Annotated in this window: 20 protein-coding genes; 13 read left to right on the forward strand and 7 right to left on the reverse strand. The window is 39.8% G+C overall.

The window, feature by feature from the left end; translation table 11 throughout:
- Positions 1-45 precede the first annotated feature (45 nt).
- The gene (locus DSM106972_RS13715; RefSeq protein WP_127081238.1) at positions 46-684 is read right to left on the reverse strand and encodes a M10 family metallopeptidase C-terminal domain-containing protein; all 639 of its coding nucleotides are present in this window, start codon (positions 682-684) and stop codon (positions 46-48) included.
- A gap of 647 nt (positions 685-1,331) precedes the next feature.
- Between DSM106972_RS13715 and DSM106972_RS13720 the strand changes: the two genes are divergently transcribed.
- Entirely contained in the window at positions 1,332-2,468 is a 1,137-nt protein-coding gene (locus tag DSM106972_RS13720) for an SAM-dependent methyltransferase (protein ID WP_127081239.1), read from the forward strand.
- 63 nt (positions 2,469-2,531) lie between these two features.
- On the opposite strand, the gene DSM106972_RS13725 is transcribed toward DSM106972_RS13720, so the two are convergent.
- The gene (locus DSM106972_RS13725; protein ID WP_233787251.1) at positions 2,532-3,086 is read right to left on the reverse strand and encodes an SH3 domain-containing protein; all 555 of its coding nucleotides are present in this window, start codon (positions 3,084-3,086) and stop codon (positions 2,532-2,534) included.
- 378 nt (positions 3,087-3,464) lie between these two features.
- Here DSM106972_RS13725 and DSM106972_RS13730 point away from each other — a divergent pair, with 378 nt between their 5' ends.
- The 4 genes from DSM106972_RS13730 (at position 3,465) to DSM106972_RS13740 (ending at position 6,860) form a co-directional block, all read left to right on the forward strand.
- A complete protein-coding gene (locus DSM106972_RS13730) occupies positions 3,465-4,637 on the forward strand; it encodes an MFS transporter (RefSeq protein WP_127081240.1) in 1,173 nt (390 codons plus the stop codon).
- Positions 4,638-4,725: 88 nt separating this feature from the next.
- A complete protein-coding gene (locus tag DSM106972_RS13735) occupies positions 4,726-6,072 on the forward strand; it encodes a cytochrome P450 (RefSeq protein WP_127081241.1) in 1,347 nt (448 codons plus the stop codon).
- Between the two features lie 43 nt (positions 6,073-6,115).
- Positions 6,116-6,247 carry a hypothetical protein gene (locus DSM106972_RS54880; RefSeq protein ID WP_267901108.1) on the forward strand — a complete coding sequence of 44 codons (132 nt, stop codon included), beginning with the start codon at positions 6,116-6,118 and terminating at the stop codon, positions 6,245-6,247.
- Complete coding sequence (locus DSM106972_RS13740; RefSeq protein ID WP_201800725.1) at positions 6,219-6,860, forward strand: transaldolase family protein; 642 nt, start codon at positions 6,219-6,221, stop codon at positions 6,858-6,860. Before DSM106972_RS54880 ends, DSM106972_RS13740 begins: the two co-directional genes overlap by 29 nt.
- A gap of 577 nt (positions 6,861-7,437) precedes the next feature.
- On the opposite strand, the gene DSM106972_RS13745 is transcribed toward DSM106972_RS13740, so the two are convergent.
- Positions 7,438-8,067, reverse strand: coding sequence for a LuxR C-terminal-related transcriptional regulator (locus DSM106972_RS13745; protein ID WP_127081242.1), 630 nt, complete (start codon positions 8,065-8,067; stop codon positions 7,438-7,440).
- Positions 8,068-8,523: 456 nt separating this feature from the next.
- On the opposite strand from DSM106972_RS13745, the gene DSM106972_RS13750 reads away from it, so the two are divergent.
- Positions 8,524-12,150 (forward strand): helix-turn-helix domain-containing protein, encoded by a 3,627-nt coding sequence (locus DSM106972_RS13750; RefSeq protein WP_127081243.1) that lies wholly within the window; start codon positions 8,524-8,526, stop codon positions 12,148-12,150.
- A gap of 195 nt (positions 12,151-12,345) precedes the next feature.
- Here DSM106972_RS13750 and DSM106972_RS13755 read toward each other — a convergent pair whose 3' ends face one another.
- Positions 12,346-14,274, reverse strand: coding sequence for a GMC family oxidoreductase (locus DSM106972_RS13755; protein WP_127081244.1), 1,929 nt, complete (start codon positions 14,272-14,274; stop codon positions 12,346-12,348).
- Between the two features lie 706 nt (positions 14,275-14,980).
- Between DSM106972_RS13755 and DSM106972_RS13760 the strand changes: the two genes are divergently transcribed.
- The 6 genes from DSM106972_RS13760 (at position 14,981) to DSM106972_RS13780 (ending at position 19,852) form a co-directional block, all read left to right on the forward strand.
- Positions 14,981-15,796 carry an SDR family NAD(P)-dependent oxidoreductase gene (locus DSM106972_RS13760; RefSeq protein WP_127081245.1) on the forward strand — a complete coding sequence of 272 codons (816 nt, stop codon included), beginning with the start codon at positions 14,981-14,983 and terminating at the stop codon, positions 15,794-15,796.
- The gene (locus DSM106972_RS53430; protein ID WP_233787250.1) at positions 15,789-15,938 is read left to right on the forward strand and encodes an NAD(P)-binding protein; all 150 of its coding nucleotides are present in this window, start codon (positions 15,789-15,791) and stop codon (positions 15,936-15,938) included. The genes DSM106972_RS13760 and DSM106972_RS53430 overlap by 8 nt, the downstream gene beginning before the upstream one ends.
- Before the next feature lie 12 nt (positions 15,939-15,950).
- Positions 15,951-16,157, forward strand: a complete 207-nt coding sequence (locus tag DSM106972_RS53435) for a hypothetical protein (protein WP_267901119.1) — start codon at positions 15,951-15,953, stop codon at positions 16,155-16,157.
- Positions 16,158-16,787: 630 nt separating this feature from the next.
- Positions 16,788-18,368, forward strand: coding sequence for an HlyD family secretion protein (locus DSM106972_RS13770; RefSeq protein ID WP_127081246.1), 1,581 nt, complete (start codon positions 16,788-16,790; stop codon positions 18,366-18,368).
- A 171-nt stretch (positions 18,369-18,539) separates the two neighbouring features.
- Positions 18,540-19,289, forward strand: a complete 750-nt coding sequence (locus tag DSM106972_RS13775) for an MFS transporter (RefSeq protein WP_127081247.1) — start codon at positions 18,540-18,542, stop codon at positions 19,287-19,289.
- Positions 19,280-19,852 (forward strand): methionine ABC transporter permease, encoded by a 573-nt coding sequence (locus DSM106972_RS13780; protein ID WP_233787248.1) that lies wholly within the window; start codon positions 19,280-19,282, stop codon positions 19,850-19,852. Before DSM106972_RS13775 ends, DSM106972_RS13780 begins: the two co-directional genes overlap by 10 nt.
- A gap of 92 nt (positions 19,853-19,944) precedes the next feature.
- On the opposite strand, the gene DSM106972_RS13785 is transcribed toward DSM106972_RS13780, so the two are convergent.
- Positions 19,945-21,252 (reverse strand): esterase/lipase family protein, encoded by a 1,308-nt coding sequence (locus DSM106972_RS13785; protein ID WP_127081249.1) that lies wholly within the window; start codon positions 21,250-21,252, stop codon positions 19,945-19,947.
- 424 nt (positions 21,253-21,676) lie between these two features.
- On the opposite strand from DSM106972_RS13785, the gene DSM106972_RS51370 reads away from it, so the two are divergent.
- Positions 21,677-21,847 carry a hypothetical protein gene (locus DSM106972_RS51370; RefSeq protein WP_158632818.1) on the forward strand — a complete coding sequence of 57 codons (171 nt, stop codon included), beginning with the start codon at positions 21,677-21,679 and terminating at the stop codon, positions 21,845-21,847.
- Positions 21,848-21,851: 4 nt separating this feature from the next.
- Here DSM106972_RS51370 and DSM106972_RS13790 read toward each other — a convergent pair whose 3' ends face one another.
- Entirely contained in the window at positions 21,852-22,721 is an 870-nt protein-coding gene (locus DSM106972_RS13790; RefSeq protein WP_127081250.1) for a formylglycine-generating enzyme family protein, read from the reverse strand.
- Between the two features lie 285 nt (positions 22,722-23,006).
- The gene (locus tag DSM106972_RS13795) at positions 23,007-24,065 is read right to left on the reverse strand and encodes an RNA-directed DNA polymerase (protein ID WP_127081251.1); all 1,059 of its coding nucleotides are present in this window, start codon (positions 24,063-24,065) and stop codon (positions 23,007-23,009) included.

The raw sequence follows: 24,065 nt of genomic DNA on the forward strand, positions 1-24,065 counted from the left end.
TCCCGACTTCGGAATGCGGTTGTCGGGAATCTGAGAGCGAAAATCTTAGGCAAGCACGAATTCATTCGCAGTAAATTGCGTTTGGTTGGCAACATCCGTTTGATTTATGAGATTGCCAAGGACACTGAATTGACCTCTGTCACTAAGGTCTGTAGAGAACACAACTCTCGAAAAGCCTAATGTGGTATTAAAGTAAACAAACAGACCAGCATCAGCTGTAATTGCGTTGTTATCTGCAATAGCTTGTGCAGCGGCGCCAGCATTAGCAAAACCATCCTGTAGTACTATTAAATTGCTGTCACCGGACAGTTGACCGCTAATGCCTGTTTGGAAACTAAGATTGTTAATGCCAAGCTTATCGCTACTGAAGAACAGCCGGTCTTGCCCAATTTGAAAATCAGTAAGCACATCTGGTGGATTTGCTGTACTTCCTACAAAAGGGTCATCAGAGAAAAAGAAGATATCATTACCCGTACCACTAATAAGCCTGTCTACACCGCTACCACCATCGAGGAAGTCGTCACCAGCCCCACCAGAGATCAAGTCATTACCATTATCACCAAAAACACTGTCGTTACCTGAAGCAGCGAAGAGAAAGTCATTACCTCCAAAACCTGAAATATTGTCATCATCTGGAGTCCCGATCAGAATATTAGTATTTGCATTACCTGTTAGAATTGCCATTTTATTTTCCTCAAAACTTAGGTTTGATTATTCTTGTTACCGACCTTGCCTACCAGTCTTTGGTGGTGGTGAGGGTGAGCGGGGAGTGCGCGAATTTTTTTGGCGACTGTAGGCAGGATTGATTATACATTGCGTCTCTAAGGATACAATGTCTCATCTATTTTGGACGAATATCTCGATACATACACTTAACTTTAGTTAAGTCGTGAGTAGTAAATTAATAAAAATTGTAAACACTATCTTGAGCATTATACCAATTTAATATGAAGCTGCAAATAATTAAATCCCCCCCTGCCCCCCTTAATAAGGGGGGAGTAAGAGTAATAAAGCGCATCTTCATATAGAAATGGTATTAGAGCATTAACACTAGTGGCGCCTGCATTGTTATTTAGTTTTATTAAGACCTAGCTCATGTTTTAACAATTAATGTACAGTTGAGTCAAAGCTGCTGTGTCAAAGAATGAATTTGCTTTTACGCGATATTAAGTGCGCGTCAGGTTTTTGTGTTTGTAACTGACTGAATTGTCATCATTATTGATGCTATTCAGTTTGAGATAATATTTTCTGTTGTGATTATACTGCACTCTTGTTGCTTTGCTTTTTGCTGGTTGTAAATGTAGCAGTTTGAATGAAAAAGGAGCCTAATTATGAGTACTAACACCGCATTACAAGATTTTGAAAAATATATACCTCTTGTGGGAGATGTAAATACCAAAACGACCTTAGCTTACAAAACTACTCGTGGAGCGGTACAGGTCGTGAATACAATACAAATGGCAGTAGCAGAAGCTTATATTAATGGATTAGAGGTTCCTGATTCGGTTTTGCAAGGACTTTTTGATACCTGTATGCCTATATTCTTTAAATATTTTCCCTCTTTGCTTGCACCTTATGAATGGGTACTAAAAGAAACTGAGCATATCGCCGAAGAATCACAGGAGCTAATGAAGGTTCAATATGATTTGCCTCAAACGATGCTGAATACAATGTTAGGCGAGAGTAAACTGATTTATCCTAAGTATAGTATGGGATTGTGGGAAAAAGGAGCATTAAACCTTGAGCAATCTCAGATTCAAATGATTGACGATGTAATTGAAAAGTTAGATATCAAGGACGGAGACGAAATATTAGATTTTGGATGTGGTTGGGGATGCGTTCCCAATTATATTCTTTCTAAGTTCCCGAATGTCAGGTTCACGGGTTTAAATTTAAGCCACGAGCAATGTGAATATATTCGACATAAGATGCAAGATTCTGAAAGCTACCTCAGTTCAGGTCGATTTACTTTATATGAAGGCAATTTAAATGATGCTAAATTTGAGACAAAGTTTGATAAAATTCTTTCGATTGGAGTTTTTTGTCATGTCGGAAATTTAACAAAATCTTTTGAAAAACTAGCTTCTTTACTCAAAGATAATGGAAAAGTTTTTATTCACATAATTACAGTCCGTACTCCAAACAATATATCCAGCGTTTATACACACAAGTACATTTTTCCCCAAGGTCGTTACTGGAACTACGATGCAATTCCCAGCCATGACAAAGACTTGAAAACAATCCAAAAATGGTATCTCAACGGCTTTAATTACTCTAAAACATTTGCTACCTGGCTTATTAATTTTGACAAGAGTCAGGCAATAGTAAAAGATTTAAACTATGGTATGGAATATGCCAAGTTTCGCAGGATATGGAGATTCTATTTAATCTGGTTTTCACGCAATTTCGCTAGTTGTGATGGTGAATATAATGGTAATGGTCAATATTTAATGACTCACGCTTCTTAAAATCCTGTCTGCTCAACTTAAAGAAGAGTGAGTATTCATCGCATTACATATAGGTTTCTGAACTTAATTCTCTGGGCAAGTAATAATGCATCCTTTTGGCCATACTGATAACAAATCCTCTCGTACCCAACCAGCAGCATTATTAGGGAACTGAACACGATACCAGCGGTATGAATCATACTCTTTGAATGATTCGGAGACCGTTACCAAATCGCCCTCTAGTCCGTAGTGCAAAATTTTACTCTGTAAGCTAGGCGCCGAGCGCACGTTAATTTTATCCCCGCGATTGCCCGTTAACGTTGCATAACTCTTGCTACTCGGCTTAAATGAGACTAAATTGCTTCGTATCCAACCGTCTGGTGTTCCTTCTACTCCTGGTCGCACATAATACCAGTAATTGCCATCATTTCCCACCCTAATATTCAAAACCTCGACATTACTGCCCGGTGGTAATACGGACAATACAGTTGCTGTTAAAGAGGCGCCTGTTCGCAGATTGCTATCGGTCGTCAAGGTTGCCGGACGTGCCATACTAGGTAATGTCCCAGCTATCAATGTTCCAAAACTCAATAATGCCACCGTCAACTTTGTCATTAAACCCATAACTTCTCCACTCATACAGTTATAAATCAAGAATAAAATTTAACTTGAACCAATTTGGCTTAAGTGTAAATACAGTGGCTATTGAAGATTTTCCGGAATTGCGAATATAGCACCTTAAGAGTTTATTCGTGGCGCCTATTAAATATGAAGGACAGGCTAGAAGCCTATCCTACAGGGAAAATACAATTTTGTAGTGAACTATGCTACAGTATTCACACACGAGAGAACTGCTTTTATGATTTTTCCACCCTGGTAAGCTGCTAGAAAATTATTCAGCAAGCAATTCGCTTTACTTTTAAGGCGAACATTTTGCTCATGGATTCCCCCTCCTTTGAACCAACCTTGTAAGGATTTTGCGTTGGTATCAAATTTTGAGGATGGGAGAATTACAATATGCCATTAAATGGTAAAAACAAATTTACTAAGAATGTAGTTTTACTAACCTTCACATTCTTAGTTATTGAGTTATTAGATGAACTTGTTGATGGAGTACGCGGCGCCGCATGGCCCTTGATTCGTAATGACTTGCATCTTTCTTATGTACAAGTCGGGATGTTACTTACAATACCTAATACCATTAGTAGCTTGATAGAACCAATTCTGGGGATACTGGGGGATATTGGTAAGAGGCGCCAGCTTATCTTGGGTGGAGGTGTAGTTTTTGTTATATCTTTGCTGCTAGTTTCCTTTAACCAGAACTTTTCACTGTTACTCGCAGCATTTGTACTATTTTATCCAGCTTCAGGCGCCTTTGTGAGTCTTGCCCAAGCGACTTTGATGGACATTGAACCTACACGACATGAACAAAATATGGCACGTTGGACATTGGCAGGTTCTGTTGGAAATGTAATTGGCCCGTTGATTTTAGGTTGTACTGTGGCATTACATCAAAGTTGGCGAAGTGCGTTTTTAGTATTGGCAGTATTAACACTGTTAACATTGGGGTTGCTGTGGAATCCAATTAGAAATTTGCCTGCATCAAAACAAGTTAATGAACCAACACATAGTTTTAATTCAGGGATAAGCAATGCTTTTGAAGCCTTAAAGCAGTGTGAAGTAATACGTTGGTTAACTTTACTACAGTTTTCTGACTTAATGCTTGATGTTTTACGTGGCTTTTTAGCATTGTACTTTGTTGATGTGGTTGGTGCAAACAATACACAGGCAAGTTTTGCTGTAACTGTATGGTTAGGAGTAGGATTACTGGGAGATTTTTTAATCATTCCTTTACTAGAACGAGTGCGAGGATTAGATTATTTGAGATTTAGCGCCATAATTGTCTTGTGTCTTTACTCATCTTTTTTGGTTGTACCAAATATAAATGTCAAATTTACAATTCTTGGCTTGCTGGGTTTTTTCAACGCTGGTTGGTACTCTATTCTTAAAGGGCAATTATATACAGCTATGCCAGGACAAAGCGGTACAGTAATGACGCTAGATAATTTGTTTGGTTTAGTTGGTGGTTTTATGCCATTAATTCTTGGGTTACTAGCTAATCAATTTGGTTTGCAGAACATTATGTGGCTTTTACTTGCGGCGCCACTAGCATTGCTAATGGGAATTTAAAAATAGGTTCATTCCATACGTGTAGAGATTCAACATGTTTAGTCTCTACATTGTTAAAATACTTATGTGTACTCAAAGGGTAAATATTATGTTAAGTTCACTCCCAAATAGTATTACTAGCCCTGCTTGGTGGCAGCTTATAAATTGGATTGGCGACCCAATTGGATTTCAGCAAAGATATAGTCAAAAGTATGGAGATATTTTTTCCATGCATTTGAGTGGAATGGGGTCTTATGTAATTATTGGCAATCCTCAAGCTATTCAAGAAATTTTCAATCAAGATTCTAAATTTGATATTGGTCGTGGCAATGACCTTGCAATGCCTCTCATCGGGCAAAATTCCTTAATGTTAATGGATGGTGGGCGCCATCGACGAGAACGAAAATTATTAATGCCTCCTTTTCATGGAGAAAAACTACAAGTTTATGCAAAACAAATTTGCTTAATCACAGAGCAGATTGCCAGCCATTGGGAAGTAGGTCAAACATTTATAACTCGCTCTGCCATGCAGAAAGTTAGTTTAGAAGTGATTTTACAAATTGTCTTTGGTTTAAGTCAAGGGGAACGCTATGAACAACTTCAACCTCTACTCACAGCTTGGCTTGATATGACTGATTCTCCTCTGCGCTCTAGTATGTTATTTTTACGCTTTTTACAAAAAGATTGGGGAATGTGGACTCCTTGGGGGCAAATGAAACAAAGACAACGTCAGGTTCATAATTTGCTCCAAGCAGAAATTACAGAGAAAAGAACAAAACAAGATAATTACGGCAGTGATGTTTTAAGTTTGATGATGGCAGCAACGGATGAGAATGGACAAGCGATGAGCGATGAGGAATTAAAAGATGAGTTGCTCACAATTTTATTTGCTGGGCACGAAACTACTGCAACAACATTATCGTGGGCTTTCTATCAAATTCACCGACATCCTGATGTTCTAGAAAAGTTGCAGCATGAACTGGAAAGTTTAGGGAATAATAATAACTTAATGGAAATTAATCAACTTCCTTATTTAACAGCAGTTTGTCAAGAAACGTTACGGATGTATCCAGTACTTCCAATATTGTTCCCACGCATTACCAAATCATCTATGAAGATTGCCGGCTACGAGTTTGATGCAGAAACTACCTTTTTAATAAGTAATTATCTCGTGCATTATCGGGAAGATTTGTATCCTGATGCTAAACAGTTTAAACCAGAACGTTTTTTTGGGCGCCAGTACTCACCTGTGGAATACTTGCCTTTTGGTGGTGGAAGTCGGCGATGTTTGGGATATGCTTTAGCTCAACTAGAAATGAAATTAGTCCTAGCAACAATTTTATCAAAGTATCAGCTTGTTTTAGCAGAAGATAAACCTGTTATAATGCAACGTCGTGGTTTTACCCTTGCTCCAAAAGGAGGCGTGCGAATGATGATAGCTGGAAAACTTAAGTAAGGCCGTTAAAACCCGATAACATGAAAAGTCAGGTTACAAATTTATGCATAAAGGAATCCGTTTATTTCTCGACACTGCCGATACACAACAGTGGGAACATTGGTTGCCAACAGGGCTATTTTACGGAGTAACGACAAATCCAATGCATGTTGGAACGCTCTCAAGTTACCTGTAGTGTTGAGCAGTTAAAGGCTTTAGCTAACCAAGCGTTTGCTCTAAAAGCTAAAGAAGTTCAACTTCAAACCTGGGGGACTACAGTTGATTCATTAGTAAAAACGGGTAAGCTATTAGCAGAAATAGATGAACGTGTTGTAGTTAAGGTGCCAATTACCAAAGTTGGAACCGAGGCAGCAAGTAAGTTAATTGCAGAAGGGATTCGAGTTACTCTAACAGGAGTTTATGCTATTCATCAAGTTTTAATAGCAACCGCAAGTGGCGCCGATTATGTTGCACCCTATTTAGGTAGAATTAATGATTTGGGACGTAATGGACTTGAAGATTTGGCAGCAATGCAATTAGCAAATGTCGGTGTTGGTGGCGCCACTCGAATTTTGGTTGCTAGCATTCGCAGTGTAGATGATATTGTATTGCTCGCAACTCAAGGCTTAGATACATTCACGTTTTCACCCTTAAAGACCTGCATTATAGTATTAATTTACTTTTCAATATTTCTGTTTTGCTTTCGCATACAACCCATTCCTAAAACGCCAAAAAGTAATACTTGTGCTAGAAGGAAATTAGGTTCTGGAACTGATATTGATTTTAATGAAGCTGTTCCTCTATATTGAACAGGAACATTTATATTCTCATCAGCACCTGGCAAGCTTGCTGCGATACCAGAACCAGAGAAAGTTTTGCTAAGGCTAAAATTTGGTTTACCTTGAGAATCTAAAGTGATTATACCCGAAAGTTTTTGGGCTTCTGTATGTTCAAAAGAATATTCGTCACTCTCATCACCGCTAAATCCTCCCGTCGTAATGTTGGTGTCAGCTAAAAAGCTGTATCTTTCTGGACTATCAGTTGGTAATACTTGAACGTTTTGAAGGATTCCAGAACCAAAAAGTTGCGCTGATATTGGATTGGAATCAAATGCTGTTTTTAAATCTACCTGTTGATAAACTTTATTATTATCAAAATCAAATTCTTCAAATGAGTTACCATTATTGGAAGTATCTAATGTAGCTGGGAAATTACTGATAAATCCGGGAACATCAGCTTGAAGTTCATAGTTAGTAAAATCCACTCTATGTTTCCCCGATAACTGAAAAGCATCTACTTTTAAGTTAGTGCATAAAGATAGTAGAAATGCACTAGATACAACCTTGATAAAAATGTTATTACGCATTTAGTTTTTCCTAAGTTTTATTAAAAAGAAACAATTCCAGATTTTATTGCAGTGAGTACTGCCTGTGTTCGGTCATTAACCTCCAATTTATCTAAAATCTTGGTGACATGAAATTTAACAGTCCCCTCAGTAACATATAGAGTTGTTGCAATTTCGTGATTTCTCTTGCCATTAGTAATGAGTTGAAGTATCTCTAACTCGCGCGTACTCAATCTAGGCTTTTTCATCCATTCCTTCAGCTTGGTAGCTACAATCGGTGAAATGTAACTTTTTCCACTGGCAACAGCACGAATCGCGCTCTTGATTGCCTCCGGTTCACTGTCTTCGTGTAAATACCCTTTGGCGCCTGCTTCTATGCCACTATAAATATCTTCCTTACTATCGTAGTTAGTTGAAATAAGAATATTTGCACTATCAAATTTAGTGAGAAAAGTTTGAATTGTAGCTACACCTGAAAGCTTGAGCAGCCGTAAATTCATAACTGAAACATCAGGTTGCTGTTGGCAGAAAATTTCTTTTGCCTCCCATGCGTTGCTAGCTTGCCCAATAACAGTCATATCTGACTCACGCTCGATTATTGACGCTAAACCTAGCCTGACCATTGGATAGTCACAAGCTACCATGATACGGATACACTTCGATTTACTCATAACCCTTATTTCTAAAAATTACAGCTAAAAATCACAGATTTATCGCTCAATCCTTGAGTTTTGTTTTTGTCAAGCTTTAGCATCTCAAGGCTTTACTGTGTTGAGTATAAAATTGCAGCGTTTTTATGTACTAACGTGAGAATATTCTTACCCCCAGAACTCACTAATTGGAAGTATATCAATAAAGATGATGAGACTTATTCGCTAATTCTTCGGGCGAAGGGTAGGAAGATGTTCGTAAAAGTTCGCGCGCCGAAGCTTACTGTTGTTCCCTGCTGTTGTTAAATAAGAAGTAGGTTAGTTGCCAGGGACAATTTAGCAACCACCCGATCTTCTTTCGTAAACATATGAGAATAACACCTTCTGCCTATAGAAAATCTTTATGATTTATAAGTTAATTTCTACATTTAGCAGGATTTGTAAAATTTTAGCAGGATTTGATATAGGAAATATACCGTGCAACTGCTAAGTTATAGCTACTCATTGTTTGTTTTAGCCATGACGCTTGAAGAAGCTCTTGCCATTATCACGGCAGTTTTAGCCCCTCGCTTTCTCAGCGAACTACAAACTAATGTTTTTCGAGGCGCCTTCCTTGGACAGTCGTATCTTAAGATGTCGCGCTCCCTAAATCACAAAGAGGGTTACATCAAAGACGTTGGCGCCGAACTTTGGCAATTACTTACAGAAGCATTAGGAATTAAGGTAACAAAACTCAATTTGCATGAGGCTTTAACGCAATATGTGCTGCAATTGCGTGACAATAAGGCATTTTCTAGTAGCAAACGTGTGGACTGGGGAGAAGCACCTGATGTTAGCCAGTTTTATGGACGCGACCCACAGTTAGCTCTTCTCGAACAGTGGGTGATTATTGACCGTTGTCGATTGGTTGCAATTGTTGGTATGGGTGGTATTGGCAAAACTCGACTCGCAACTCGACTGGCACAACAGATTGCCTCACAATTTGAGGTTGTTGTTTGGCGCTCGTTAAGACAGGCGCCACCCCTTATTAATTTTCTGACTGAGTTAATGCAGGTAATGGCGCCATCCCAATTGCTGGTTCCTAGGCTTGACTTGATGATGCTTGAGTTGCTGGAGCAGTTGCGCTCTTCACGCTGCCTGCTGATTTTAGATAATATTGAAACGGTTTTGTCTAGTAGCGAATTGGTGGGTACTTACCGACCAGGTTACGAAGACTATGGGTGGTTGTTTCAACAATTGGGAGAAGGACAACATCAAAGTACTATATTATTGACGAGTCGCGAAGTACCATCAGAAGTTGCCATTCAGCAAGGAATAAATGTACCTATACGATTGCTGCGATTGGAATCTTTGTCAATTGAGGAAGGAGAAATACTTCTAGCGGCGAAGGGATTGACATTAAGCGCTCCTCAACCACAAGTACGGCAACTAATAGAGTTATATCAAGGTAATCCACTAGCGTTGGAAATTGTCGCGGCGCCGATAAAAGACTTATTTGATAGCAATATTGCAGCCTTTTTAGCCCAAGAGACTCTGTTATTTAAAGACATTCGTAGCTTGCTAACACAACAGTTCAATCGTCTCAGTTCGTTGGAGAGGCAAATAATGTACTGGTTAGCCATTAATCGGGAACCCGTAACAGCAGCACAACTACAAGCAGATTTATTGCCCTCCATTTCTTTGGTCGAGTTGCGAGATGGACTCTTTTCATTAGACCGCCGCTCATTGATTGAAAAAATCAGACCGACTTCAGTAAAAACTACAGCGCTGATGAATTTGAATGATATTAGTTATACTCAGCAACCTGTGGTCATGGAATATTTCATCGAAAAATTGATTGAACAGGTTTGCCAAGAAGTAGAGCTTGCCCAGATTGATTGCCTTAGAAGCCATGCTTTACTAAAAGCGCAGGCAAAAGATTATGTGCGAGACGTTCAAATGCGGTTGATTGTGCAACCTATATTAGCGAGATTGCTAGAAACGCAAGGAGGTAGTGAAAACCTCAAGCATCTGCTGCTGCAATTGCTTCAAATTCAGCAACACTCCGCACGATTGCAGCCAGGGTACTTTGCTGGAAATGCTATTAATCTGCTGGTTGCTCTTGGAGCTTCTTTAAATTATCTGGATTTTTCAAACCTGGCAATTTGGCAAGCAGACTTCGCTTTGTTGAATTTGCACTCTACAAATTTCAGCCATGCGGATTTGAGCCATTCTACTTTTACGCAATCGATTAGCGGTGTTTTGTGCGTTGCTTTTAGTCCTGATGGTAAAAACATTGCCACGAGTCACGATAACGGTGAAATCTGCGTGTGGCAAGTAGATTCGGGACAACAAATTACTGCATTTAGGAAGATGGCTACTTGGAGCAACTCGCTCGTATTCAGTCCGGATGGTGAAACTTTAATTGTTTGCAACCAAGACGGAATTATTAGACTGATGCATATTCCATCTGGAACAGTGCGAAGCGAACTACATGGGCACACTGGTGCAGTTTTGAGTGTTGCTCTTAGTACTAGTGGGCGCCTGCTTGCAAGTGGAGGCGAAGACTTAACAATTAAAATTTGGGATATGCAAACGCTTAAGTGCTTGAAAACCCTAAGAGGACATCAGGGTTGGATAGGAGCAATTAGCTTTGACACGAATGCTAAAACTTCAACACAGAGCTATTCGCTAGCAAGTGGAGGTAGCGATTGTGTCATCCACTTATGGGATGTTCAATCAGGGGAAATATTGCGAACATTAACGGGACATAAGCAAGGCATATTAGCTGTGGTATTGCCCCATGATGGTCAAACTATTGCTACAAGTAGTCTTGATGGTACGATTCGCTTATGGGATGCTCTAACAGGTCAAGAAATTGCAGCTTGGTTCGGACACAACAATGCTGCAGCCTGGACGCTTGCCTTTAGTCCCGATGGTCAAACTTTAGCCAGCGGCAGTGAAGACAAAACGATTAAGCTGTGGGACGTTAAAACGAAGCTTTGTTATCGCACGTTACTAGGGCATACTGGTGTGGTGCAATCAATCGCATTTAGCCCTTCAGGACTTATGCTAGTTAGTGCTACCCTCAACCAATCAATCCGCCTCTGGGATGTACATACTGGGCAATGTCTGAAAACCTGGCAGGGCTACTCCAAAACGGTCGTTAGCGTAGTATTTCATCCTTCAAAGCGAATGCTGGCAAGCTCTCATGGCGATAAAACTTTGCGGTTGTGGGATGTGCAAAGCGGAAATTGTTTGAGTTGTTTGATTGGACACACTGACCGTATTTCCCATGTAGCTTTTAGTCCAGATGGTCAACTGCTAGCAAGCGCCAGTTTCGATACTACTGTCCGCCTGTGGGATGTGCAGACTGGTAACTTTTTACGCGCGTTCCGTACCCCTAGCTGGGTTAATTCAGTTGCCTTTAGTGCTTCGGGATTGATGCTCGCGAGTTCTGGGATTGATCGAGTTGTGCGCCTTTTTGATGTGCAAACTGGGCAATGTCTTAGAGTTATAGAAGCAGAAGCTAACTGGGTTCCATGCGTAGCATTTAGTCCGAATCAGCAATATTTAGCCAGTAGCAACGAAGATGGAAGCGTGAAGCTTTGGGACGTTAATAATTATCAATGTCTCCTAACCCTAAAAGGACATACTCGACAAGCACAGACAATCGCTTTTGACCCCACAGCAAACAGGCTTGCCAGTGGCAGTGATGACTGTAACATCAAGTTGTGGGACTTGCAAACTGGGCAATGCCTTTATACTTTGCAAGGTCACATCCGCCCAGTTGTGAGCATTAGCTTTCATCCCGAAGGAAATTTGCTTGTCAGTGGGAGTTTTGATACTACCCTCAAAATTTGGGATTTACAGCGCTTAACCCTTATTAGTACTCTCATTGGGCATACAAATACAATACAGTCAGTAACGTTCAGTCCCGATGGATATTCGATAGCCAGTAGTAGCGAGGATGGTACAATTCGTATTTGGGATAGCCACACCGGCGACTGTTTGAGAATCTTAACTGTCAATCGTCCTTACGAAGCAATGAATATCTCAGGTGTAACAGGATTAACGGACGCACAAAAAGAGGCGTTGCGGGTATTAGGCGCCATCGAGCGTTAATTAAATATTCAAATTTTTAGCAATAGCAATATCAATATTAATGCGAGTGTACTTGCTTTTTCCTAGCATTTATAAAAAATGAAGGAACGCGAAATCTTGAGATAGGAGTGTTTGAGGAAGGCGCCGAGAAAAATATCAGTTTGTAGTTCGCTCTTGACGCGGGGAGCTAAAACTCACGCCAAAAGTCAGGTTTACTTACATATCTTGATATACAGGCAAAATCTTTCGAGTTTTAGCGCTTGCGATTATAACGTCACTTGCTTTCTCACTAATTATATATATTGGTGTGACGATAAAGTAACCAGGAACGCGCGGGAAGACTGAAGCATCTACGACGCGCAGATTTCGCGTACCATGAACGCGGAATTCACTATCAACAACAGCCATTGGGTCGCTTTTAGAACCAATCTTGTTAGTACATGAAGCATGATGACCCCACGCTTCAGCCTCCACAAATTTGATTATTTCCTCGCGTGATTGAACGTTTGGACCAGGAATGACTTCTTTTGATATATCCGCAATACGCGCGTTCATTTTACGCACAAATTCAACACCATTAATAACCGATGCTAAATCTTCACCTTCGATGTCGCTGCCTTCCGTAAAATAATGGAAGTTGATTTCGGGAGTATCGCGTGGGTCAGATGAACGTAGTTTTACGCTTCCCTTGCGGTTACGTGTGTGTGCCTTAAGAACAGTCCAGCTAAATTGGTTTTTTATTTCTGAGAGAGGTTTTGACCAACCAGGATAATAGCCCTGGTATGGTACAGGTAAGCCAAAGATGAAGAGGTCGGGTACTTCGCGCGCGGGATCAGATTTTCGGATATGACCTGCGAACGTAGCGTTGCTTGTATAAATTCCCTGACCCTTTTCTAATTCAGCAGCGCAAGGGTCTGACGGTTGTCCTGGGGTACAGTTTTGAGCAAGTGTAAAATTTGAATTCATCTGCGTGATTACACCGACTTCATAGCGGTCTTGCAGGTTCTCTCCAACTCCCGGAAGGTTAATGATTGGTCTAATGCCATGTTTTTGTAGTTCATCTACTGGTCCAATGCCAGAAAGCTTCAGAATCTGCGGACTGTTAAAGGCGCCTGCTGCCAGGATAACTTCGCGAGCCGCATACATTTGCTTTCTTGGTGTAGGTTCTGCTCCATCAGTTGGTGCCTTTGGGTCAGCGCGATAAAGATGGGCGCCCTCAAGGTATTCAACACCAATTGCATTTCTACCACGGAAAAGGACGCGCGTTACTAGGGTGTTAGTTTTAACAATCAAGTTATTAGGCAACGCAGCAGCAGTTTCTTTAATTAGGTCGCGTGGACCACGGCGCCGACCACTTCGAGTACCTTGCGGGATATTGTAAAACCCCTGAACATCCTTTGTGTTAACGACCCAAGAATTTGGATCGAGTTCGCGCCGTGAAAATGCATCAAGTAAATTTTTGTCACCAGCCTCAATTGCAGCTGAAAGTAAAATTCGCTGCATATTACTGTCGTTTGTCCACAATGCTGGGTCAGTAATCTCGGTTGAAAGCCAGCCATCAAAACCATGACGTGTTGGGTTATCCGTGCCTATTGGACGCTCAACATAGCGATTATTTTCAAGCCGCTCGAAGTATGAGCGCATATTCTCAGCTTTCCAACTAAAATCGCCAGTCAGTTCCGCAATTTCATCCCAGTCACTGTTATTTGGGTAAATCGTGATCATCAAATTATGCACAGTGCAGCCGCCAAGCGTACCACATCGCGGATATAATACACCGCCTTTTTCTGCAACATACTTACTATTACGGCTTTGGCGCCCTTCATCAGTATATTGTCGGATAAAGTAGTCCCATCTCACTCTAGGGTCTTCACCAACGACTGGGCTTAATAATGGCACTGAAATTATATCGTCAGCTTCTGAGGCGCCACCTGCCTCTATTAGGACTACTTTATGTCCCGCCTTTGCCAGATTAACAGCTAGAGGACCACCGCCAGCACCAGAACCAACTACTATATATTCAACAGGCGCCGCTGGGTTGATGGAAATAGCTTTCTTTGGGTAGGCGAATGAAGTTAATAAACCAGTAGAGAATAAAGCGGCATTCTGAAGAAAGCGGCGACGGTTATAAAACTTATCAAACATCGATTTTTTCTTATCCTAGTTAATGGTCTTTGCTGTTTAAAGAGAGGAGGACTTATAATTCTTATCGTTCGATTGCTGCCCACGGAGCATTAGAAAGTTGACGTGAATTTAATAGATTTATAATGTAAATTCAGGCTTTGAAGACTAGACTTTCTGCACGCTTTTCCATATAACGTGAAAAATCAAAAGTAAATTTCTGTCTGACTTTAAAAAATAGATATCAGCAAAATAATTCTTGCATAACTACTTATCGAAAATCTATATAGTCTTAATAAATATCTGTAAAATATTTATTTTGATAGATTTTTTATACAAGTGATGTGCAAGTAATTATATAGGCTTGATAATAAATGATTTATACAGGGTTAAACTATCTTTGTTACATAACTTTATCAAATTATGCTCTTAAATAATTTTATACCGAGTTTTTAAGATCATTGGAAAAAAAGGTAGATTAATGGTGAATCTGAAAGCTTTTTACGTAAGTACTATAGTATAAAATAACGCCAATAGTTATTTCCTTCAACAATAAAAAGATAAATTAATATCAATTTATTGAAAATAACTTAACTTTAGTCTAGTTTTTTACTCAAATCTCAAATTTTTAAGCAAAGGAAGGAGGAGAATTACAGTAGATTGCGTGCCGAGTCGCGTATACTCCTAAGAAATACATCCCATCGTCATCCTTCATCCCAACTTCTTTTTTATGACCCAATTATACGAAGCAGTCGTGCTGATTACTGGCGCCTCTGGTGGATTTGGACAAGAATTAACCCGTCAGTTGTTGGAGCAAAGTAGCCAACTAATTTTAACGGATATAGATGAAGCTATTTTGCGCGAACGAGTCGAAGCAATTCAAACTAAAGTCAAAACTGGAAATGTACTATCTTGTCTAAGTGCTGATCTCTCTAGCCGATCTGGATGTGAAAACCTTTATCATCAGGTGAGAACACTCAATGTCAGTATTGACATTTTAATTAATAATGCTGGTATTGCTTTTTACGGTCGCATGGATGAAGTTCCTAGTGAGAAATGGGAACGGCTGATGCATGTTAACTTGCTGGCGCCGATGCGGTTAAGTGCCTTATTCGCTACTGATATGATTACACGTCAAAAGGGTCACATCGTTAATATTTCGTCCGTAGCGGGTTGGTCAGGTATGGCAGGGTTGACCCATTATTCAGCTAGCAAATTTGGTTTACGTGGCTTTAGCGAAGGACTGTTCGATGAGCTAAAAGATTATAATATAAAGGTTACAACCGTTTATCCATTTTTTAGCCGTACCCCAATTCTTCAGTGCGAAAGGTTTGGAACTTTTGCCAAGAGTAATATAGGTCTTCCGGAACATTACGCAACTGACCCAGCAAAGGTAATAAATGAGACAATTCAAGGAATTGTTCACAATAAACTGCATGTGTTTCCTGATGCAATGGCAAAAAGGATTCATCTTCTCAAAAGATATGCTCCTCAATTACTTGATAGAATTAGTGATATATTTATAAGGAGATTTCAAGGTGGTTGATACAACTAATAAATATTTGATTATCGGGGCTGGTTTTGTTGGTTTGGGTATGGCTCAAGCACTCTCTGCTGCTGATATTGCCTACGACCAAGTTGATGCTAGTGACGATATTGGTGGAAATTGGTATCACGGTGTTTATTAAACAGCGCATATCATTTCATCACGAAATGTCACTCAATTTACGCATTTTCCAATGCCAAACAATTATCCCGACTTTCCTAGCGCTCAAAATATGCGGGATTACTTAAACGCTTTTGCTAATCATTTTAATTTGCGTGATTCAATTGAACTTAATCGTACAATTAGTTATGTACGACCAGTTGAAAATAATCTTTGGGAAGTGACTTTTAGTGATGGGTAACAGAGAACTTATAAAGGAGTGTTGATATGCAATGGTCATCATTGGTATAAGCGTTTTCCTCAGTTTGAAGGAGAATTTAATGGAGAAATCATTCATTCTAAAGATTACAAACACCTGTTGTAAATCCCAGATTTTGAGAGTAGCATCAAAACTACCACTAACAAGCAGATTTCCTTTTATATATATTGCTGTGACGATAAAATAGCCGGGAACGCGCGGAAGGGATAGAAGCGAACTTTTACGAATATCTTCCTACCCTTCGTCAGAAGAAGTAGCGAACTACTCTGATCCTGAACATTGATATACTTGCAAGTGGCGAGTTCTGGAAATCGAAATGCTGTTATGGCAGTACAGATGAACACAACTTTATACTCGATGCATCAAAGGCATTATCCTCACCCTTCTTCAGCTGAGGTAAGCTTCGAGATGCTAAAGCTAAAGCTTCAAAAAAAGAAAATTTTAAAATCTAGGGCACAATATATAACTTATAAAAATAAGGGTTATTAGCAAACAATATCAAACAAAGATTTAATATATTTATAATTCTGATAGTGAGGAATAAATGTTGTATTTATTTAGACAAAATCATCAGTAGAGGCGCCTATATATTTTTTAGAGTCAAAGTCAAACATGCAAGCTAAATCCTCAAAGCCAAATTCGATAGCACCTGTACAAGACTTCAACACTACTATTGTTGCAGATAGTCCAATACCAAAGGGTACGGCGCCGAAGAAAAAACTTCCACCCAGAAAGCTACTATTACTAAGTGGACTTAGTATAAGTTTAATCTTTAGTGGTATTACAGGTTATCGTTGGTGGCAGTTTGCTTCCACACATCAAGAAACCAACAATGCTTATGTTACCGCTGATATTCACCCAGTCACAGCACGCATAGCTGGAACAGTTCAGCAAGTAAACGTCAACGACAACCAAATAGTTAATTCCGGAGCAGTATTAGTAAAACTAGACCCAGCAGACCTTCAAGTTAGTTTACAGCAAGCACAAGCAAGCTTACAAAACACCAAGCAACAAGCAGAAGCAGCAAAAGAAAATATTACGCTTGCTTCCTTAACAACAACAGCTAAAACTGCCCAGTCACAAGGAGATGTAAATTCATCGCAAGCAGTAATATCTACCGCAATAGCTAGTTACAACGAAGCTACTGCAGGAGTACCAGTAGCACTCGCAGAAGTAAAAAATGCACAAGCAACAATAGATGCAGCAAAAGCATCTGTTGCACAAGCACAAGCTGGAATACCCACAGCAACTGCAGCTATACAACAAGTCACTTCTGGAGTTCAGGTTGCCTTAGCGAATGTAAAGCAAGCAAAAGCAAACCAAGCAAAAGCACAAGCAGACTACAAACGGTATCAAAGTTTGTTTGAACAGGGAGTTGTTAGTCATCAGCAGCTAGATACCTCAAAAGCAACGTATATAGTTTCTTCTTCACAAGTAGAAGCAGCGCAACAAGCTGTTTTACAAGCGCAACAGCAAGTATCTCAAGCGAAAGAAAGTAAAGAGCAAGCTTATGCCAAAGTCACACAAACCAAACAAGACATTACAAAAGGAGAAGCAAAACTAGCACAAGCAAACCAACAAGTAACACAAGCTAATGCAAAAGTCACACAAGCACAAGAAGGTGTAACAAAAGCTAAAGCACAGCTAGCAACATCTAAAGGAGGTTTGCAACTAGCAGCAACAGGTTTTCAACAAACTAAAGTCAGCGAACAACAATATAAAGCAGCCCTTGCAGCAAACGCTCAACAACAGGCGCAAGTTAAAAACGCTCTTTTACAGCTTTCTTATACTACCATTACGGCGCCCTCCACTGGTCAAGTAGGAAATAAAACAGTGCAGGTCGGTCAACGGGTACAACCTGGACAAATATTAATGTCGATAGTCAAACAAAAACCTTGGGTTATGGCTAACTTCAAAGAAACGCAGTTAAAGAAAATGCGACCTGGACAAGAGGTAGAAATTAAGATTGATGCTTTTGGAGAACACACATTCAAAGGTAAAATCGATAGTATTTCACCTGCATCCGGCGCCAAATTTGCCTTATTACCAGCAGATAATGCTACAGGTAATTTTACCAAGATAGTCCAGCGAGTCCCTGTAAAAGTAATCTTTGAACCTGAAAGCCTTAAAGATTATGAGTCATTAATTAGACCAGGAATGTCTGCGGTTATCACTGTAAATGTAGGGAAATAGCAATAAATAAAATCCCCCCTATCCCCCCTTAATAAGGGGGGGACATGAGGGAGGTTGAAGTCCACTTTAAATAAGGCAGAAACAAAATCTTTAAAATAAGTCAAAAACAACATTCTTAGCCCCCCCTTATTAAGGGGGGGTTGGGGGGGATTTATACAGTAACTAATTATTATGACAAGCGTAAAGTCAGCACCACAACAAACTGTACAACCGCAAAAAGATGTCACACTCAAAGATTGGATAGGAGTATACTCTACACTGCTCGGCGCCTTCATGGCAGTATTAGATAATCAAATTACTAATGCTTCCTTAAAGGATATTACAGGCGCCCTTGGTGTAAGTCTAGAGGAAGGCGCCTGGATTTCCACGGCATATTTAGTTGCAGAAATCGTAGTCATTCCGCTTACAGGTTGGCTATCACAAGTATTTTCGGTACGGTTATATTTACTTGTGAACGCAGCATTATTTATTTGTTTTTCTGTAACCTGTGCTTTTGCAACTAACTTACCACAGATGATTTTGTTTCGTGCTGGACAGGGTTTTACTGGAGGTGTCTTAATACCAATGGCGTTTATTGTCATTTTAACGACATTACCACAAGCATTGCAACCTGTAGGTATGGCGCTATTTGGACTATCCACAATTATTGCTCCTTCTCTTAGTTCCATTGTTGGTGGTTGGTTAACAGAAACTTATGGTTGGCAGTATATTTTCTACCTGAATGTGTTACCGGGATTACTGCTAATTGCGGGTGTATGGTACGCATTACCCCAACGACCAACACGGTTACATCTACTCAAAAAAGGTGATTGGTTTGGTATTGTCACAATGGCAATAGGGTTAGCATCGCTTACGTTTTTCTTTGAAGAAGGCAACCGTAAAGATTGGTTCGAATATCTACCTTTATCTCTGTGTTTGTAGGTTTGCCATTGGGAGTATTACTAGTAATGACGGCGCCGGGTAATATTTTAAATTCTCCACATTTATATAAAATACTTAGTACTATAGTAAATACAGGACGTTCATTCCCATTCATTATTTTATTAGTTGTATTAACCCCCGTCACACGAATTATAGTTGGTACTTCAATAGGTAGTACCGCAGCATTAGTTCCTTTAAGTTTGGCAGCAATTCCATTTTTTGCGCGTATTTCAGAAACATCTATTTTAGAAGTAGATAAAGGATTAATAGAAGCAGCAGAAGCAATGGGTTGTAATTACTGGCAAATTATTCTCAAAGTATTGATACCGGAAGCTAACCCAGCATTAGTATTAGGAATCACAATATTAATAGTAAGCTTACTTAATTTTTCGGCAATGGCTGGAGCTGTGGGAGGTGGTGGATTAGGTAATTTAGCAATTCAGTATGGATACCAGCGATTTGATATTGGAGTGATGTTTTCCACTATTTTGATACTTATAATTTTAGTCCAAGTCATACAGTTCTTAGGTGATTTGCTTGCCTCTAAACTTAGAAAAAAGTAGAGACCGTACATGTCGCGTCTCTACACGTCTGTTTTGATGAAATGATAGGCGCCACTCCCAAATTGCCAGCGGTATCCTTATAGTTGGGGGTGTCAGTTCAAAACAGAAATCGAATTTACATTGCTTGCGAAGACAAGTTTTTCTCCACTGTCTAAATCGTCAACTAAAGCTTCAATAGTGTAAAACCAAAATCCTGCTTCTTTAGCTTCAACAACAACACCAATCTGATGAACATCGCTCCCGTCAGTACTACCCATAGAGCCAAGTCTAATTCGACCTGCTCCAATCTCTTTTGTACTTCCCTCTCGGTCTGCTTCTAACCACTGTAAAGGTTGATGAATAGTTTCTATTGGAAGTCGTTTCTCAGGCAAAGGTAATTGCAGGTCGTTATTAGGTAGCGTTAAGGGGAGATTTTTAGAGATTTGTTTTAACCGAGCTTGCACGCGAAGCACATCAACAGACTTGTTAGTAAGATTTTGAAGGGTAATCAGCAAATACTGACCACAGTTGCAAACATTTGTTCTGTCTAGCATCTCTGCTTCTGTATAGTCTGTTTTGGTCAGCCCATCAACAGGATTGATGTTATCAATTTTGTCAATAGTAAGGCGAATAGAAACTAAACTATCATCCAGTTTCGCGGAACCTAATTCTGTTTCAACAAACTCCTTGATAAATTGAACTAGTAAGCGGTGTTGTACTGCATTCTCATCAGCGGGAGTTGCAATTGTACTATGGTCTGAACCCGGTACTTTGAAGGAGTTACCAAAATACTTGGCGCCAGAGAAAGGTTCAACAATCTGCCTCTTTATCAACCTTTTTCCATATAGTGGTAAATCTTCGATTAATTCTTTACCTTTAATTTGCAAACTCTCGTCTGTTTTGAGATTGATAAAATCCTTATCCAAATCGTTGAGCCATACATTGTCTTGGGAAAATTTCAATCCACTAGCTTGAGTATGCCCCATGATACGTGATAAAATACTTAGCATATTGGCATATTCAGAGCCTAAAGAAGGTGATGCTACTAAAAACAGACCAATTTTATTAAGTCCTTTTTCGATTAACGCTGAATGCTGGTTTACGAGAAAGCGTCTTGTTACAATTCCTCCCATGCTATGACAAACAAATATAACTCCCGAACCATCAAATAAATCATCCAGCACGAAGTATTCTCTCAGAGAATCAACAACATAGCTTAAGCTATAAAAACCAGTATTAAGACCAGTACGATACGAGAATAAATAAATTCCAATATCTGCCAACTCGCTCTCATCTGCAAGTAATTGTGGCCAGTAAGACCCATTACTATTTCTCCAGCAATCATCACTAGAATTTATGCCATGAATAAATACAATATTTAAACCATTTTTTGCCTTTCTCACCCATTTGTCAGTAGTCATAAATTGCTCCTTTTTACTGGTAAATAGCTGTAACTTATATCTTGCCTCATTCTCAACAAGCTCAAAGAAACCGGGCTTCTTTACGACAAACTAGGGGTTTCTAGCAAAATCTTTCTCAAGAAGCCCGGTTTCTCGAACTAGTGCAAGATGTGAGTTAACGGGTTTTAGAGAAGCAGAAAAGCTGTTCTCTACTTTTATTAGTCACTGCTCACCACTTTTTCCGCAAAACACTCAATCTTTTTATCAATATATTCCAACTTAGTTGGTAATAACTGTGGAATTTTGTTAGGCGCCTTGGATTACAATACTGCGTAGGTTTTGAAAATTTCTCGAAATTGATCCCCCCTGACCCCCCTTAATAAGGGGGGAAAAATAAAAGCTTTTAGCCCCCCTTATTAAGGGGGGTTGGGGGGATTTTATTCAAATGTTTGCTGCGAGTCAAGGCGCCGTCATCACCGATAAAATAATTACTCGTCACCAGTTAGTTTTAATTATTTTTATCAATCCTCATATTTTGCTAAAAAAAATCGACCGCCTGACGGCGGGAAAAAAGGAAAAAAGAAAAAGAATAAAGGGCAATAGAGCTAAAGTATAAAGGGCTACTGAAGAATCCTCCCAACCCCGCAGACTACCCGAAAACCAACATAAGTGAAGTTGAACTCGCGCACTGACCTACCGAGGTAGCGATACGCAGAACGGTTGTACTTAGGACTGTAATACCAGGAACCGCCACGCAGTACAACGTCTCTTTTTTTTTCATAAAGATTATCATTCTCATTATTAAACCAAGCACTACCATCCGTTGGCGCCCCTTTATAATTATCATGCCAATCATCAAGGCACCATTCCCATACGTTTCCATGCATATCGTATAATCCAAACGCATTTGCAGCGCCAAAACTTCCTACGGGTGTTGTTTGCTCGCGATATTTTCCTTTAGTACCTCGACCATAAGAGCCTGACCATTTATTTTCTTTGCTATCTGTACCCCTATAATTAGCTAAATCGGTTGTAATTGTGTCGCCAAAGTGAAATGGTGTAGTTGTACCCGCGCGACAAGCATATTCCCATTCGGCTTCGCTGGGAAGACGGTATTCTCTTTTTGTATTTGTGTAGCTAGCAAGACGTGAGCAAAATTCAACAGCATGGCGCCAAGTGACCCGCTCTACAGGTAAGTTATCACCTTTAAATCTTGATGGGTCTGGTTCTAAATCTTCATTAACTCGCAGATGCTGCATGTTTGCCACTGCTCGCCATTGTGCTTGGGTGATGGGGTATTTACCCATAAAGAAAGTTGGGACTGTAACTTCGTGTTGGGGACGTTCATTATCTCTGCTACCTTCTTCCGTTTTTGGGGCACCCATTGTAAAAGTACCACCCTTTATCAGCACCATTTCTAATTCAACTCCTCCCAAGTCTTCAACAAAATGTAGTCCTGTCTGGCGGTGTTTGGTGATTGTTAGTGCCATATTTATTTTTATTTTATTTTTATAATATTGTGAGGATGAGATAACTTTTCAGCTTACTTACTAAGCTACCTCATCCAGTTTGATTTTCGGATATCGTCACCGACATCTCAGGAATAGGCTGGACTCTTCAATGACACCCTCGACAGATTCCCACCTGCCGACTCTCGCGGTGAAGAGACATCCCAACCCCGCAGACTACCCGAAAACCAACATTATTGTTGTTGTTGTCGCGCTCCGTCCTATTGTTGTTGTTGCGATACGCAGTCGGGTTCGCCTATCCCTTCTCTACTCCCTCAACCATTCGAGTGAAGTAAATATCTGTTGCCTCAATCGCCAAGTATCTCCATGCTCTAAATGAGCAAACCAACTCTGTATCGATTGATTTGCTTTTTCCCGGTCGATTATACCACGAGCATAGTCTGATTGCAAACGTCTGAGTCGGCGCCTTGCTAAATGTAAATTACTACTTCGCACACGAATTCTATCGGGAAATATTCTAAACCCTAGAAAGGTGGCGCCGATTTTGGTAGCAAATAATTGGCTTTTAATTGGATGAATTTGCAGTCTTAATTGATTTAAGTAATTTTCTATAGCTAACCGCGCAGTAGCTAAAAATTGCCAGTCATCTGACAGTAAAGCGAAGTCATCGACATAACGAACATATTTTTTAGCTTTTAGTTGCTCCTTGACAAAATGGTCAAACCCGCTTAAGTAGATATTTGCAAAAAATTGACTAGTTAAGTTCCCAATTGGTAAACCGCGTCTGCGAGTAACTGGAGTAAGTAAATCATCGCCTGGAAAATATTCAATTACAGGTTCTTGTTCGTTACTATTATCTATAATAGTATCAATTAACCAGAGAGTATCAGTACATTTGATTTTACGGCGTATTAACTCTTTTAATACGATATGGTCAATACTGGGAAAATACTTTCGGATATCGCATTGAAGTACATAGCGACTATTGCGGGCAAAGTGAGTAAATCTTTTTAATGCTCGATGAGTTCCAAAACCAACTCGATTAGCGTAAGAATCTTGGATAAATGTGGACTCAAAAATCGGTACAATAATATTACACAAAGCATGATGGACAACTCTATCTCGATAAGGTGCAGCGGAGATGAGGCGACTTTTGAGACCCGTTAAGTGAAAGGTTCGGTAATTTCCAGGTTGGTAAGTTTTATTTGTTAGCTCTTTCTGTAAATTAATTAACTCGGTTTCGAGATGGTAGTTAAAATCTAAAACATTATCTCGAAATCGTTTACCTCTTTGTGCCTGACGCGCGGCTGAGAGTAGGTTTGCAAATTCAATAATTTGAGGGTAAAGATTACCGCGACGCTTCAT

The organism is Dulcicalothrix desertica PCC 7102 (assembly GCF_003991905.1).
In the GTDB taxonomy this organism is placed as follows: domain Bacteria; phylum Cyanobacteriota; class Cyanobacteriia; order Cyanobacteriales; family Nostocaceae; genus Dulcicalothrix; species Dulcicalothrix desertica.